This window comes from Spirillospora sp. NPDC048824, from assembly GCF_043198455.1.
GTDB lineage: Bacteria > Actinomycetota > Actinomycetes > Streptosporangiales > Streptosporangiaceae > Spirillospora.
Window position 1 is genome coordinate 114,231 of sequence record NZ_JBICUS010000002.1, and the last position, 14,400, is coordinate 128,630.

10 protein-coding genes and 1 pseudogene are annotated in these 14,400 nt (G+C 69.6%); 6 read left to right on the top strand and 5 right to left on the bottom strand.

Annotation, left to right across the window (positions count from 1 at the left end; all coding sequences use genetic code 11):
- The first annotated feature begins 21 nt into the window (after positions 1–21).
- Complete coding sequence (locus ACGFIS_RS04060) at positions 22–1,167, top strand: FKBP-type peptidyl-prolyl cis-trans isomerase (protein WP_392900805.1); 1,146 nt, start codon at positions 22–24, stop codon at positions 1,165–1,167.
- 224 nt (positions 1,168–1,391) lie between these two features.
- Complete coding sequence (locus tag ACGFIS_RS04065) at positions 1,392–4,124, top strand: transglycosylase domain-containing protein (RefSeq protein WP_392969408.1); 2,733 nt, start codon at positions 1,392–1,394, stop codon at positions 4,122–4,124.
- A 6-nt stretch (positions 4,125–4,130) separates the two neighbouring features.
- Here the strand turns inward: ACGFIS_RS04065 and ACGFIS_RS04070 are convergent, their stop codons facing one another.
- Positions 4,131–4,511, bottom strand: a complete 381-nt coding sequence (locus tag ACGFIS_RS04070; protein ID WP_392900799.1) for a hypothetical protein — start codon at positions 4,509–4,511, stop codon at positions 4,131–4,133.
- A gap of 385 nt (positions 4,512–4,896) precedes the next feature.
- Between ACGFIS_RS04070 and ACGFIS_RS04075 the strand changes: the two genes are divergently transcribed.
- From ACGFIS_RS04075 to ACGFIS_RS04085, 3 genes are all read left to right on the top strand, one after another.
- Positions 4,897–8,202, top strand: coding sequence for an SseB family protein (locus tag ACGFIS_RS04075; RefSeq protein ID WP_392969411.1), 3,306 nt, complete (start codon positions 4,897–4,899; stop codon positions 8,200–8,202).
- A complete protein-coding gene (locus tag ACGFIS_RS04080) occupies positions 8,199–8,567 on the top strand; it encodes a hypothetical protein (protein WP_392900793.1) in 369 nt (122 codons plus the stop codon). The genes ACGFIS_RS04075 and ACGFIS_RS04080 overlap by 4 nt, the downstream gene beginning before the upstream one ends.
- Positions 8,568–8,834: 267 nt before the next feature.
- Positions 8,835–9,701, top strand: a complete 867-nt coding sequence (locus ACGFIS_RS04085) for a hypothetical protein (protein ID WP_392969414.1) — start codon at positions 8,835–8,837, stop codon at positions 9,699–9,701.
- Here ACGFIS_RS04085 and ACGFIS_RS04090 read toward each other — a convergent pair.
- Positions 9,702–10,133 (bottom strand): annotated as a pseudogene (locus ACGFIS_RS04090) (TrmH family RNA methyltransferase); the annotation flags it as partial. It abuts the gene before it with no gap.
- A gap of 40 nt (positions 10,134–10,173) precedes the next feature.
- On the opposite strand from ACGFIS_RS04090, the gene ACGFIS_RS04095 reads away from it, so the two are divergent.
- Positions 10,174–11,661, top strand: a complete 1,488-nt coding sequence (locus tag ACGFIS_RS04095) for a recombinase family protein (protein WP_392969417.1) — start codon at positions 10,174–10,176, stop codon at positions 11,659–11,661.
- Between the two features lie 323 nt (positions 11,662–11,984).
- Here the strand turns inward: ACGFIS_RS04095 and ACGFIS_RS04100 are convergent, their stop codons facing one another.
- The 3 genes from ACGFIS_RS04100 to ACGFIS_RS04110 are packed head-to-tail and all read right to left on the bottom strand — an operon-like array spanning position 11,985 to position 14,395.
- Positions 11,985–13,820 carry an FtsK/SpoIIIE domain-containing protein gene (locus ACGFIS_RS04100; protein ID WP_392969420.1) on the bottom strand — a complete coding sequence of 612 codons (1,836 nt, stop codon included), beginning with the start codon at positions 13,818–13,820 and terminating at the stop codon, positions 11,985–11,987.
- A complete protein-coding gene (locus tag ACGFIS_RS04105; protein WP_392969423.1) occupies positions 13,817–14,152 on the bottom strand; it encodes a hypothetical protein in 336 nt (111 codons plus the stop codon). The genes ACGFIS_RS04100 and ACGFIS_RS04105 overlap by 4 nt, the downstream gene beginning before the upstream one ends.
- A gap of 48 nt (positions 14,153–14,200) precedes the next feature.
- Positions 14,201–14,395, bottom strand: coding sequence for a hypothetical protein (locus tag ACGFIS_RS04110; RefSeq protein WP_392969425.1), 195 nt, complete (start codon positions 14,393–14,395; stop codon positions 14,201–14,203).
- Positions 14,396–14,400: the final 5 nt, after the last annotated feature.

Sequence of the window (14,400 nt, forward strand, 5' to 3'; positions counted from 1 at the left end):
ACCCGGAGCAAGTGAGGAAACATGTCCGAGGATGACAAGCCCGGGGGCGAGCCGGCGATCAAGGCGAAGGCGAAGATCCCGAACGCCAAGAGCATCCGCAGCCCGGAATTCACCCCGCACGGCATCAGCGCCGGGCGCGGCAGCGGGCTCAACCGGCCGTCCGCGCTGACCGCCAAGCAGGCGCGCCGGCGGCGGATACTGGTGATCGTCACACTGGTCGTGGTCGGGGCGCTGCTCGGGGGCTTCATCTGGTGGTGGATCACCCGTCCGCCGCCCGAGATCGAGGTGACGGGCAAGTTCGCCTCCGAGCCCTCGGTGAAGATCCCCACCGATCTCGCGCCCGGCGGCAAGCGCAAGGTGACCACCCCGATGAAGGGCGATGGAACCAAGATCACCAAGGGCGACATCGTGTACGCCCAGTACGTCTTCTACCAGTGGTCCAAGGACAGCGACGAAGAGGACGGCTCCAAGAAGAGCAAGAGCAAGAAGCTCGCCTCCTCCTACGAGCAGGAGTCGCAGGGGCGGCCGACCCAGCCGCTCACCATCGGCGACAGCGGCATCAAGGGCTTCGACGAGGGCATGATCGGCCAGACGTCCGGCAGCCGTGTCGTGCTGCAGATCCCCCCGTCCCAGGGCTTCGGTCAACAGGGCTCGCAGCTCGGGCTCACCAAGTCCGACTGGGTGGTGTTCGTCGTGGACGTCCAGGCCGTCGTCCACAAGAACCAGGGACCGCAGGGCACGAAGAAGGAACTCGACGACGACAAACTGCCCAAGGTCGAGGACAAGGGCGCCGGCAAGGCGCCCGAGGTGAAGATCCCCGACACGAAGGCCCCGGAGAAGCTGCAGGTCAAGACCCTCGTGGAGGGCAACGGCCCGGCGCTGGCCAAGGGCGAGGACGCGGTCGTCAACTACCAGGGGACGATCTGGGACAGCGGCAAGGAGTTCGACTCCAGCTGGAAGTCCGGATCGCCGGCCAAGTTCCCGATCGGCACCGGCAAGACCGTCCCCGGCTTCGACAAGGGCCTCACCGGCGCGAAGGTCGGCAGCCGCGTGCTGCTCGTCCTGCCGCCGAAGGAGGGGTACGGCAAGGACGGCATGCCGCCGGACATCAAGGGCGACGACACCCTCGTGTTCGTCGTGGACATCCTCGCCAAGATCAAGAAGTGAGGCGGGCGCGGCACGGCGGCGCATGAGAGCGAGAGCGGCGGGGTACCCGGTCGGGGCCCTGCCGCTCGGCGTTTCACAAGTCCGCATTGCGACGTCCGTCACGACAACCGGACCGGCGCATTGCCCGTCCTCTTATCGGGAAGCCATGGGAGTGGCGCATTGGGCGTCCCACGGCACCGGATCCCCTCAGGTATCGTCGGTGACGCAATAATCACGGGGGGCTTGTGAGCAACGGCAGAAAGGGTCCGGAGGGCGAGGAGCCCACCGGTCCGGGCGAGGTGGACCAGCACGAGACCGAGACCGGGCCACCGGCCGGCGGAGACGGTCCCACGACCACCACACTGACCGTCGACGCCGAAGAATCCGCTCAGGACGCAGAATTCGGCCACGAGGAAGACATATCCGATAACGACGGAAAAGATCCCTCGGTCGCCGTCTCGGACGAGGACGAGAGCGAATCTCCCACCACCGATAAGCCCGCGAGCGGCACCTCTGACGAGCCCGAGAACGAAGCCCCGGACGAGCCCGCGAGTGACTCCGCGAATCAGTCCCCGGACGACTCCCCCAACGACTCCGCGGGCGACCCGCCTTCAGACGACTCTTCCGCGGACGACTCTCCGGCGGGCGACTCTCCGGCGGACGGCCCTCCTGTGGACGGCTCTGCCGGGGGCGAAGCCGACAAGGCGGCGTCCGAAAGTGTCGGAGGGGCGGTCGGCGGTGATACCAAGAGCATGCCGGCCACCTCGTCCACGCCCTCCTCGTCCAGCCGGGGAGGGCCGCCCGGACGCGGGTCCGGTGACGGAGACGGTGACGGAGACGGCAAGGGGGCGGGCAAGCCCCGGAGCCGCCGGTCGCGGTTCCTGCGCCGGACGCTGTTCCTGCTGCTCGGCTTCATCGGGTTCTGCGTCGCCGCGTTCGCCGTCGCCTACCTGTTCACTCCGGTGCCGTCGCCGCTGGAGAAGGCGGTCGCGCAAGGGCCGACGTTCTACTACTCCGACGGCAAGACGCAGATCGCGAAGACCGGCGTCAACCGGGACGCCGTCGACCTGGACCGCATCCCCGAGAGCACCCGCAACGCGGTGATCGCGGCGGAGAACGGCAGCTTCTACGACGACCCGGGCGTGTCGGTACAGGGCACGACGCGGGCCTTCTGGTCCACGGTGACCGGCCGGCAACTGCAGGGCGGCTCGACGATCACGCAGCAGATGGTCCGCAACTACTACGGCGGCATCGGCAAGGAACGTTCGATCACCCGCAAGCTCAAGGAGATCATGGTCGCCCTGAAGGTCGACCAAGAGAAGCCCAAGGACTGGATCCTCGAGCAGTACCTCAACACCATCTACTTCGGACGCAACGCCTACGGGGTGCAGTCGGCCGCCCAGGCCTACTACGACAAGGACGTCTCGGAGCTGACGCCCGCGGAGGGCGCCTACCTCGCCGCCGCGATCCAGCAGCCGAGCAACTTCGCCGACCCGACCGGTCCCGACCGCGCCATCGCCGAGCAGCGGTGGAACGCCGTCCTCGGCAACATGGTGCGGGACGGCCACCTGGCCTCCGGCGACGCGGCGTCGATGACGTTCCCCACCCCGGTCAAGCAGAAGATCACCGACGTCCTCAAAGGCCAGAAGGGCTACATGGTCAACGTGGCCAAGAAGGAGCTCACCGAGCGCCGCGGCTACAGCGAGGACGAGATCAACCGCAGCGGGCTGAAGATCACCACGACGTTCGACAAGCGGCTGATGGACGCGATAAAGCGGGCGGTGGAGCAGCACGAGCCGGAGGGGATGAGCAAGAAGATCCGGACGGGGGCCGTGTCGGTCGACCCGTCCACCGGGCAGGTCATGGCGTTCTACGGCGGCCGCGGCTACCTGGAGGAGGCGCTGAGCAGTTCCTTCGGCGACTGGGCGCAGGCCGGGTCCGGTTTCAAGCCGATCGCGCTGGCCGCCGCGCTGGAGAGCGGGGAGACGCTCAGTTCGACCTATGACGGCGGTTCACCGCAGTACTTCGACGGTTCGTCCATCAAGAACGACGGCGGCCGGAGCTTCGGGTCGGTGAACCTCGTCACCGCCACCCAGAACTCGATCAACACCGCGTACGTGAACCTCGGCCAGGACATCGGCAACGAGAAGATCGTCGAGATGGCCGAGAAGATGGGCATCCCGAAGTCGCAGATGAAGCCGGAGCAGCGCGCCGCCGCCACGTTCCCGCTCGGCATCGTGTCGCTGCATCCCGTCCAGCAGGCCGGCGTGTTCGCGACGTTCGCGTCGGAGGGCACGTACCGGGAGCCGTTCGTCGTCAAGTCCGTCACCGACAACGAGAACCACAAGCGCACGTTCACCGAGAAGGGCGAGCGGGCGCTCGGCAAGCAGAACGCGCGGGACGCCACGTACGCGATGGAGCAGGTCGTCCGGGGCGGCACCGGGACCGGCGCGCAGCTGCCCGACGGCCGCGACGTCGCCGGCAAGACCGGCACCACCGACAAGGGCCGCGCGATCTGGTTCAACGGCTTCATCCCGCAGATGGCCACGTCGGTCGCGATGTTCCGCAGCGACGGCAAGCCCCTGGAGATCCCCGGCTACGGCGCGTACGGCGGGGCGCTGCCCGCCCAGGTCTGGCGCTCGTACACGAGCGACGCCGTGGACATCAAGGACTTCGAGCCGAAGTCGTTCGGGTCTCCGTCGATCACGCCGGGCGGCGGCTGGAACGGCCCCTCGGACGGCGGTGGACCGGACGAGACGGCGCCGCCCACGACCCGCCCGGAGGAGCCGCCGTCGACCGAAGGACCCGACGAGCCGGAGATCCCGACACCGCCGACCGGGCTGCCGACGGTCATCCCGACCGAGCCCGGCGGGGGCGGCGGCGGTGACGACGGCGATCCCGGCGGAGGTGACGGCGGAGGCGGCGGTGACGGCGGAGGCGGTGACGGCGGCGGAACCGGTCCCGGCGGGGACGGCTGACCGGCGCTAGTCGCAGGCCTTGCCGATCCGGGCCGGTGTCTCCTTCATCACGGTGTTGAGCTGGGCCATGTCGCCGCCGCCGACGGCCGGCGCGGCGGCGCGGAGCCGGCCCGCCTCGGTCTTCAGTGCCTTCTTCAGGTCGTCGTCGTCGGCCTTCTCCGCCAGGGCGTCGAGGCGTCCGGCGAGCTTGTCGGTCGCCTGCCGCCACTGCGCCGGATCCGACGCCGGAACGCTCCTGACCTGGGTGATGTACTGCTGGAACGCCTTCTTCGTGTCGATGCACACCTCGCCGGGGCCGCCGCCCAGCGTCCCGCATCCGCCCAGCAGGCCGGACGCGCCGAGCGCCACCACGCCGCCGGCCAGCGCCCGAACCACCCCGTACCGCATCGCACCCTCCCACTCGTTCCCCCGGACCCGGGTCCGTTGATCCCGGACGGTTTCCGCACATACTTCCGCACCGGGTCATGAGCGCCTCAAGCCCCGCCTTGCCGCGGTGCTCGCCCGTTCCCCCATCACGCCTGCTGTGACGCCCGCCGACGGGGTCCGGGTTCGCGCGGTTCACGCATTATCGGCGCGGACGTCCCGGTGCCGCCGCGGAACGGCGGCCGCGTCCCCGCGCCGGCCTCGGCGACACGTCCGGCACCGCCCTCGCCGAGCTGACAGCGCGCTGACCTGCGGAGTCTCACGCGCGGTCAGGTGATTATGCTCTTTGGTCCTGTTCGCCCATGTAGCGTAGGCAGTCGCGCGGGGACGAGCACGGAAGAAACAGGGGGTGGCGACCGTGGCCGACGCGTGGCGACCCACGTCGGAACTGGAGCACCGACTGCAGGAGACCGTACGGGCCGGGGACCAGGAGAGCTATTTCCGCCTGATCGCGGACAGCGAGCTCGTCATCCCCGTCCCGCCCGACCTGGTAAACGGCATGCTCTCGGGCCGCACGCAGGCGTCCTGGCCGACCCAGGAAGAGGACGGCCGGGTCCATGTGCTGGTTTACACGTCGGCATCGGCGATGCGCGCCTGCCTCGGCCCGGCGTACCAGCACTTCATGACCGTCCGGTTCGGCGAGATCGCCGAGACGTGGCCCGACAACCGCTGGTGGCTGGCCATCGACGCGCCCGCCCACGGTGTCGGGACCGCGCTGCCCATCGAGGCGCGGCTGCCGTCCTGGTTCGTCCGCCAGGTGGCGCAGGGCGACGGCCGCCCGCCCCAGGTCGGCCGCGCGTCCGCCCCCTGGGAGGAACTCCGCGACCAGCACCGCGACCTCCCCCGCGAGTCGCCCCGGCAGGAGTTCCAGCCCGCCAACGACGTCGAACGCGAGCTGCTCCGGGCGGCCGCCAACAACGACCACGACCTCTTCCTGCAGACCCTCGCGGCCACCGACGTGCTGCTGCCCGTCCCGGACGACACCGACTACACGATGCGACCGGGCCGTCCGGGGTTCCCCTGGCAGACCAGGGACGTCGACGGCTCCACCGTCGTCCCGGTGTTCACCTCACCCGAACGTCTCATCGAGGCGGCCCGCGCCACCGGGGCCGGCACCGAGTACATCAAGCTGCCGTTCACCGTCGCGCTGCGCTACTGGCCGAACCACGACTGGCTGCTGGCCATCAACTCCGGCTCCCCCGCCGGCGGCACCGTCCTCGCCCAGCAGCTCCCCGGCCTCGCCACCTGGGCCGACCAGCGCGCCGCGCAGCGCATGACGGACGGTTTCGAGCCGCAGAACGACGTCGAGCAGCGCCTGTTCGACACCGCCCGCCGCCGCGACACCGACGGCTTCTTCAAGATTCTCCTCGGTGCCCAGGTCCTCGTCCCCGCCGACCCCGACACCCCCTGGGGCATCGCCCCCGGCGACCCCGGTTTCCCGTGGCGGCCCGTTCCCGTCCACGGCCGCACGGCCATCCAGATCTTCACGTCCCTCAAGTGGATGAACGAGGCCATCGGCTCCTCCCGCTTCATCATGCCGACCCTCCTGGACATGGTCGCCGCCTGGCCGGACACCGAGTGGACCCTCGCCATCAACCCGGGGACGCCCATCGACGCGGCCATGCCCGGCGACAAGGTCCGCTCCCTGGGCGACCTCCCGCGTCCGGAGGAGCCCGCGACACCGCCGGCCGCGTCCACGCCCTCGGACACGCCGCCGGACACGCCCGCCGTCCCCGCGACGCCGCCGGCCGCGTCCACGCCGCCTCCCCCGGACACGCCCGCCGTCCCCGTGGCGCCGCCGGTCCCCGTGGCGCCCGCCGTCCCGTCCGAGCCCGACACGCCTGCCCGGGACGCACCGGGCGCCCACGCCGGTCCGCCGACCCCGGCCCCGGCCGGCCGCGAGGACGACCGCCAACCATCGGCACCCGGCTCACCTCTGGAAGCCGCACAAGGGGGCGCCGGAGCATCGGCGTTCGACACCTCAGACCCACTCGGAGCCCCGGGCGGCCGCGCGGACATGAGCGCCCCCGGCGGACCTCATCCAGGACGCAGACCGACGTGGGAGGACGATGTAGCCGCGTCCGACACCCCGGGCGCACCGGCCGGACCTGGCGCGCAGGGGAATCCGGGCGTGTTCGGCGACCCCGGCGAGACGGCATCGGACGAGCACGCAGGCGGCCCCGCCGCCGGCGAGGCCGCCCCGGGCGAAACCGTCCCCGGCCAAACCGCGCGGCCTGGCGCGGGTGCACCGAGCTTCCCGGCCGACACGCCAGGGAGCGACACTGCCGAGGCCGGACGTGAGCCCACCCCGCCCGACTCCCCCGGTGAACCCGCAACGCCCGGCTTGAGCGCCGCCGGTGGCCCCGAACCCGCCGCACACCATCCCGGCCCGGCGCCCGACGCCGTCCGGCCTCCGCAGGGCGCACACGCGGCGCCCGGCATGCCGGACGCCCGCGACCCCCACAGCGCCTCACCGGAGACCGGCCCGCAGGGCGGCGACACCGCTGGGCCCGGACCGGCCGGCCAGGACGGCTTCGCCGCGTTCGACGCTCCCGGTCCGGCGGCCGGCCCCGGCCTGCCGGTCGCGGCCGGCACGGAAAGCGGCCAGGACGCGCCGGGTGAACGGCCGCTGCGGGCGTTGGACGAGCCGGAGCCGGCGTTCGAGCCGGGCAACCGGATCGACCAGGAGCTCCACGAGGCGGCCCTGAGCGGCGACTCGGACGCGTTCCTGCGCGTCCTGCTGAACGCGAACGTCCTCGTGCCGATTCCGGACGACGCGCCCCTTGAGGTGACGCCCGTCCAGCGGGAGTTCCGGTGGGACGCGGCGCTGCGGACGGAGTCGGCGGTGCAGGTGTTCACGTCGCTGGTCCGGTTGCGCGAGGTGCTGCCGGAGTCCCGGTTCGTGTACGCCGACTTCCGGGAGCTGATCGGCGCGTGGCCCCGCGAAGACTGGATGATGCTGCTCAACCCGGGAACGCGCATCGGAGCGTCGCTGCGCGGCGACCAGGTGCGGGCGCTCAGCGAATGGGCGGTTCGGGTCGGGCTCGTCCAGGCGCGGCCGGAGGTGCCGCTGCCGCCGCCGCGGCCCGAGCCGGCGCCGCAGATGCCGCCCGACCTCGACGACCGCGTGTCGTCGCCGTCCATCATGCAGAAGGTCGTGCCGCACGAGCATGTCGCGTGGTATCTGGAGCAGGGCTACGACCGGGTCGGCGGGTTCGTCCACTCGACGGGCGATGTGGCGGAGTTGCAGACACCGGTCCAGCTGTACGAGGCGCTGGGGCTTCTATACGAGGGCTCTTCGTTCTCACCCGGCGATGAGGGCGTCTACGTCATCCGGTGGCCCGCCTACTGCCCCGACCTGTACCGGATCCCTTTCGGCGGCCGGGACGAGGAGGAGAGGGCCACCTGGGGCGAGGCCGGCTGGGTGATCGAGCGGCCGCCGTTCACGGGAAGCGGCTTCGCGCCCGGAAGCGCCGGTTCCATCCGCGAGTACAAGGTGGACAGCGTCCGCCTGCCGTACGGGGCGGAGATGTACGTCCTCGGGCGCGACCGGTCCGAACGGTTCGTCGCCATGTACGACCCCGACCGGCTCGCCTGGCTGCGGCCGGACGCGAACGCCGACGCATGGGACGGGCGGACGGAGGCCACGCAGTGATCCGGGACGGGTACGTCGCGCGGTGGCTCGGCCGCGACTTCGAGGCCGCGCCGGGCGCCGACGGTGAGATCAGGCTGTACGCGCCGGGGCCGACGGACGGGTTCGAGGAACTGCGTCCCGGACGCTACCGCCGCATCGTCCCCGCGTCCGAAGTCGAGGACCTCCGCTACGTCCGGACGACGTGCCGCTGGCGCGGCGAACGGTTCGTCATCGTCGGCGAGCATGAAACATGGCTGCGGGTCGAATACACCGGCGGACGGGCCCCGGTCGCGGAGAACCTCGGGCTCGACCGCATCGACCAGGGCATCTGGCAGACATGGGCTCCCGGGTCGGAGGTCGAGGACGTCCGCGAGGAGTTGATCTGATGACTCACGGGGTTGATTTGGCTCGCGGATCCGTGTTGGCATGATTCCCGAGGGGACCCCTCGGGTAGTTGCGGGCACAGCGCTCAAAGGCGATGCGACGGAGGTGCTGCGGCAGTGATCTGCCGATCAGCGGTGAAACCGATCTTTGTCGGGCTCGGCACGGCCGCCGTCCTGGCCGCCGGCGGCGCATCCGCCATGGCCGACGACGCACCGTCCCCCACGCCATCAGAGTCGGGCACGGCGTCCCCCGCCCCGGGCGAGCTCGCCGTGAGCGTCACCACGGCTCCCTCCGCGCCGGCCGCCGGGGAGACCGTGACCGTCGAAACGACCGTCAAGGCCGTCGGCGGCGAGGTGGCAGGCGTCAAGATCAAGAGCATCGCGGCGAGCCCCGAGGGGGTGACCCTGGACGGTGAATGCGAGAAGCCGTTCACCATGGAGAAATGCACCGCGGGAGACCTCTCCAGCGAGAGCAACCGCGTCTTCTCCTGGAATCTGACGGCTCCGGAGAAGACGAAGGAGGTCGGGATCACCGTCACGGTCAGCGCGACGGAACTCACCGACATCGTCAAGACGACCACAGTGAACTTCATCATTCCGACGCCAACGCCAACGCCAACGCCGACCAAGACAACGACGCCGCCCACGTCGCCTAGTGCGACACCGTCGAAGACGACGTCGAAGCCGTCGCCCACGAAGTCGTCGTCCGGCGGGGGTGGCGGTGACGGCTCCAGTGGCGGCTCGAGTTCGAGCTCGGGTTCCGGATCCGGATCCGGTGATGGCGGACCGTCGGCTTCCATCAGCGGGGTCGAGCCGCCGAATCCGAACTCGTCGTTCGATCCGGAGAAGCCGGAGGTGGCGTTGCCGCCGATCCAGGCGCCGAGTCCGTCCGTCGCGCCCGGTCCGGGTGCGGTGACGCCGCAGAGCCGGTTGCAGGGGAACAAGGCGCCCGTCGCGCAGGACCTCACGTTCGAGCGGATGGCGAGCACCCAGATCGCGTGGCTGGCGGCGCTGCTGGTGGCGATCTCCCTGCTGCTGACGCAGCTGCGGCTGGGGCGGCGGCGGCTGCCTGCCGGTGCCGCGAAGCGGCTGAAGGGCACGCACCGCCGGCCCCGCAGGGGCATGTTCGGAAAGTGATCAGCGGGTGAGGCCGTAGCAGGCGATCGCTGCGGCGGCGACCACGTTCAGGGAGTCGACGCCGCGAGCGAGGGCCGTCTCGCTCATCGGGATGCGGACGCGGTGGTCGGCCTCGTGGAGCCATCGGGACGACAGGCCGTCCCCTTCGGAGCCGAGGAGCAGCGCCCGGCGGTCCGCCGTCCGCGCGTCGTCGATGGGTGTCGCGTCGGGCGCGGGGGTCAGGGCGAGGAGTTGGAAGCCGCGTTCGCGAAGCGCGGCCAGGCCGGTGCGCCAGTCGGTCATCCGGGCGTACGGCAGCGCGAACACCGCGCCCATGGAGACCTTGACCGAGCGCCGGTAGAGCGGGTCGGCGCAGCGGGGTGCCAGCACGGCGGCGTCCACGCCGAGAGCCGCCGCACACCGGAAGATGGCCCCGATGTTCGTAGACTGCACTGTACGACACACACCGCCTAGTTGAGCAGGTGAGCGGACGATGCCTCCCTCCAAGCGTGACGACCAGTCCCCCGTTCTCGCAGTCGCCTACACGCGCGTGTCCACCAAGCGCGAAGAGATGGTCAGCCCCGAACTTCAGGCGCACGAACAGGACACCTACGCGGCGCGCCATGGGTTCCCGATCGTGGAACGCGTCGAAGATCTCGACCTGTCCGGCCGTGACTTCGCTCGCCGGTCCGTCGACTACATCGTCGAAGGGATCAAGGCCGGACGGTGGAACACCGTCCTCCTGTGGAAGTGGTCGCGTTGGGGCCGCAACCTCCTTCAGTCACGTCTCTACCTCTCGGAGGTGGAGCAGGCAGGCGGACAGGTCATCGCCGTCACGGAGGACTTCGACACGACGACGAGCGTCGGCAAGTTCACCCGTGACCAAATGCTCGCCATCGCGGAACTCCAGTCGAACCAGATGGCGGAAAGCTGGCGAGAGGCACATGCCCGCCGTCGCCGTCTCGGCTTGCCGCACACAACCGCTCCCCGCTTCGGCTACACGTACGTGAAGGGAGAGGGCTACGTCATCGACCCCAAGACGGCGCCCGCCCTGAAGTCGTGTTACGAGCGGTTCGTCAACGGCGAGTCCATGCGGTCGCTAGCGTTCGAACTCAACGCGAACGGCTACCGGACGACGCGCGGCAACGCTTTCACGCCGACCGCTCTCGGCCGGACCATGGACACGGGTTTCGCTGCCGGACTCATCCGTGAACGCTCAGAACCTCCGGACGCTGGGAACAACCGGCGCAAGATCGCGGCCTTCGACGTCTGGCGCGAAGGTGCCCATGAAGCGATCATCTCCACGGACCTGTGGGAGAGCTACCGAGACAAGCGACTGGCCAACGCTCTCAAGACTCCACGTCTCCGCACCGTGGCGCACACCTTTTCCGGGCTCGTCGTCTGCGCGGAGTGCGAGACGACGATGATCAGCGCACGCAACGGAACAAGGCAGTACCACGTGTGGCGATGCCGGAAGCGGCAGGAGTCCAAGTCGTGTCCGGGCGCGGTGGCCAGCAACTCGAAGCTTGAAAAGAAGGTCCGCGAGTGGGTTCTCAAGAACGCCCAGGGTGGGGAGACGATCGAAGCGGACGCACGCCGTGAGACCGCGGCGCGTGCCGCAACGACCAATCTCGAAGCGTCGCGCGCCGAGATCAAGCGCCTGAAGGCCAAGCGCAAGCGCCTCGTCGACCTGCACACGGACGGAGCGATAGACCGCGACGACTACGACGAGAAGAAGGCGGAGATCGACGAGGCGCTCACGGAGGCGGAGGCAGCCGAACGCACAGCCAAAGCGGAGGCCAAGGAACTCGACGCGGATTACCGGTCCGTCTTCACGACCCTTGCCGACCTCTGGGACGAGGCAACCCCGCAGGAGCGGCACGAGATGCTCACGAGGGTCGTCAAGAGGATCAAGATCCAACCGGGCACCTGGGCGAACCCGAAGAAGGCTGACATCGTCCCGCGTTGGGCTGCGGAGTGACCCGTCCGTCAACGCAAGAGCCCCCTGCCGGTGGTCATCGGCAGGGGGCTGTCTCATCGCTTGTGGCTGTCTCGTGACCGTGCCGTTTGGGCGCGCCGTCGGCGTTCGACGTTGGCGAGCACATGAGCGGCTACCTTCCAGAACTCATCCCAGCATTCGCGTTGTGTCGGTGCGCGTTCCGTCGTCCGTCTGCTCGTGTGGCCTCACCTCCCTCACTGTGCGTGGCGAGAACGAGGGCGGGAGCGTGCACGTGCAATGTGCAACCGCGTCCCCTTACGTGCAGACGCGCGCAGAGATGCACCTGCACAAGTCTCGCTGCACGATCACGGAGAGTCGCCAGTCTCCGAGTGGACGGCGCGCCAGCGTCCCCGAGTGACCTGGACGGCGCGTCCCGAGTTAGCCAGCCCGTTGAGTTGGTAGTAGACCCACCGGCGGCTCTTGCCGCTGGCCTGGATGAGAAGGGGCACAGGTACGCCCTCGTGCGGTGCGGCAACCAGCATGGCCCAGAGAGCCGTTTCCGGGGTCTTCCGAGACTCAGGGACGTCAATGGGTCCGGCTTCGTCGGGCGGAAGCTCTGAGCGCCTCTCAGAGCCGTCCGCGGGCACGAGAGTCTCGGCTTCCTCCGGTGCGCGTCGGGATACCTCGTCGAGCGTCGGTCGCGTATCCGCGTGCCTCTGCGCGGTCTCACTCACGGCCTGGTCGCTCAGGAGGAACGCGCGGGCGCGACGAGGGATGTCGTGTTCCGGTGCGGACAGGAGGAACTTGCCAGGGGCGTTGAGGGTGTGAGCATGCCAGCCGGCGCCAAGCATCCCTTGCCCGAGGATGAGATCGACGTCCTTGCGCTCCCGGACGCGGAAGCTCATGCGGACGTCCATCTGTGAGCGAACCGCGCCCTTGCCCATGGCCTTCTGAGTGGGCCGCTGTGTTGCAGCGACGAGGGTCACGGCGACGGCTCGTCCTCGTCGCGCAATCGAGTCGGTGAACGTGGTCGCTTCCGGAGCGTCATCAGCAAGTTCGGCGTACTCGTCGATGATGATCACGAGCGCGGGCATTTGACGCGACGGTTCCCATACCCGCTTTCCCGTTGAAGCGAGGTGATCAGCACGCGCCTCCAGGATCGCGACCGCGTCACGCAGAAGCCGACGCGCTTCCTCCGGACTGGTCGCGAGACGATCGATGCACCGTGCCCACGGCTGTAGTTCCATGCCTCGTTTGAGGTCGATGGCCCATATGACCACGTCTCGACAGGAGGACAGATTGCCCATGAGGACGTTGATGCCGCCGCTCTTGCCCGATCCCGCGATGCCTCCGATGAGGGCGTGACGGCGCAGGAGAAGGACGCGTGCGGGCGCTGCGTCCTCGAAGGGGCCGAGGTCGATCGGCTCCGTGATCGTCGTGACGGACGGTCCAGGCCATGCGATGGCGTTGGCGTGCGGGTCGATGTTGAGCACCCGCAACTCGAAGCGGTTGGCCCTGTCGTCGCGCGTGGGGTAGACCCGAACGGCTCCCCGGAACGTCCCAAGTGCGGATTCGAGCGCGGGAATCTTCCCGATCGCGTCCTGGATCGTCTGACCGCGCGCAAGGCCGAATCGGGCGCGCCATCCCCACACGTCCACTACGGCGGACATCACGCGGGAGCCTGCCAAGCCCACCGATTGCGAGATCTCCGGCCATGCGGCGAGCGTGCGCTCGACGCGAACGCGGGCGCGCCGGCGTCGATGCGCCCACCAGGGCACGGCGAGAACAGGTGTACCGACGAGGAGGATTTGCGGAAGCGGCCGGTTGGTGATGCCGAGTGCCGTTGCTGCGGCAAGCCATCCCCCGGCGCTCATCGCGACGGTTGCGGCATACAGACGCTCGATTCGGCGCGAGAGGCCGATGCGGTCACCGACGATGGCGAGCGCCGACGCGATCACGGACGCCGTGAGGAGGATGCCGACCCACCATCCAGGGTGAGTCAGGTGGAGCACAACGGCCGTGACGACGAGGACGAGGGCAAGCCCGATCGGTCCAAGTTCGGAACGGTAACGCCAGAGTCCGCGGGCCACGGCCACGGCGACGAGGTCAGGCAGCTGCCCGTTGGAGTCGATAACCACCATCGGTTGTAGGCCGTTGCGGCGCATTCGGCGCGCGTGCCGCTTCATCTGCTGGTTCCTCATGCGCGCCCCTCGGGGTCGTATCCCTGGGCGTCGAGTTCATCTCGCAGGTAGGAGAGCGGGTCGCGTTCCCCGTCATGGTGTGCGGTGAGGGTGGCGCGTGCGGCGGCTGCGAGGTTGGCGCGGTGTATGCGGAAGTCGCGCAGTTCGGTGCTGAGGCGGGCGACCTCGTCGGCGAGAGCGGGGATGGTGTCGAGCGCGGTGTCGAGATTCGTGCGGAGGATGGCAGGGAGCGTTTCGTCAGGCCACGTGTTGGCGACGATGCGGCGTGCGGTACGGCTCCGGTTGATGGCCTCCTGAAGGTCGATCCTGGGGTGGTACGGCGTGTTGGGCACTAGGCATCCCCTCCTTGGGTCGGGGCTGTGGGACGTCCGGGACGGTGGTCAGGGCTGGCCAGCGCTGAACCACTCGACGATTGCGGCGACCAAGCGGCGAATCTCGGGCGCGGCACTGGTGGCGCCCAGGAAGAAGCCGAACAGAAGGCAGATGACCGCGTGCCAGACGCGCAAGCCCATGTAGCGCCAAGCCACGTAGGCGACCGCGCCGAGGATGACGACGAGCGGAATTGAGACCTCCATGGAGT

Bases quoted from the DNA above. Each gene is read 5' to 3' on its own strand.
- ACGFIS_RS04060 (WP_392900805.1), top strand. From the start codon at position 22: ATGTCCGAGGATGACAAGCCCGGGGGCGAGCCGGCGATCAAGGCGAAG.
- ACGFIS_RS04070 (WP_392900799.1), bottom strand. From the start codon at position 4,511: ATGCGGTACGGGGTGGTTCGGGCGCTGGCCGGCGGCGTGGTGGCGCTC.
- ACGFIS_RS04095 (WP_392969417.1), top strand. From the start codon at position 10,174: ATGCCTCCCTCCAAGCGTGACGACCAGTCCCCCGTTCTCGCAGTCGCC.
- ACGFIS_RS04100 (WP_392969420.1), bottom strand. From the start codon at position 13,820: ATGAGGAACCAGCAGATGAAGCGGCACGCGCGCCGAATGCGCCGCAAC.
- ACGFIS_RS04110 (WP_392969425.1), bottom strand. From the start codon at position 14,395: ATGGAGGTCTCAATTCCGCTCGTCGTCATCCTCGGCGCGGTCGCCTAC.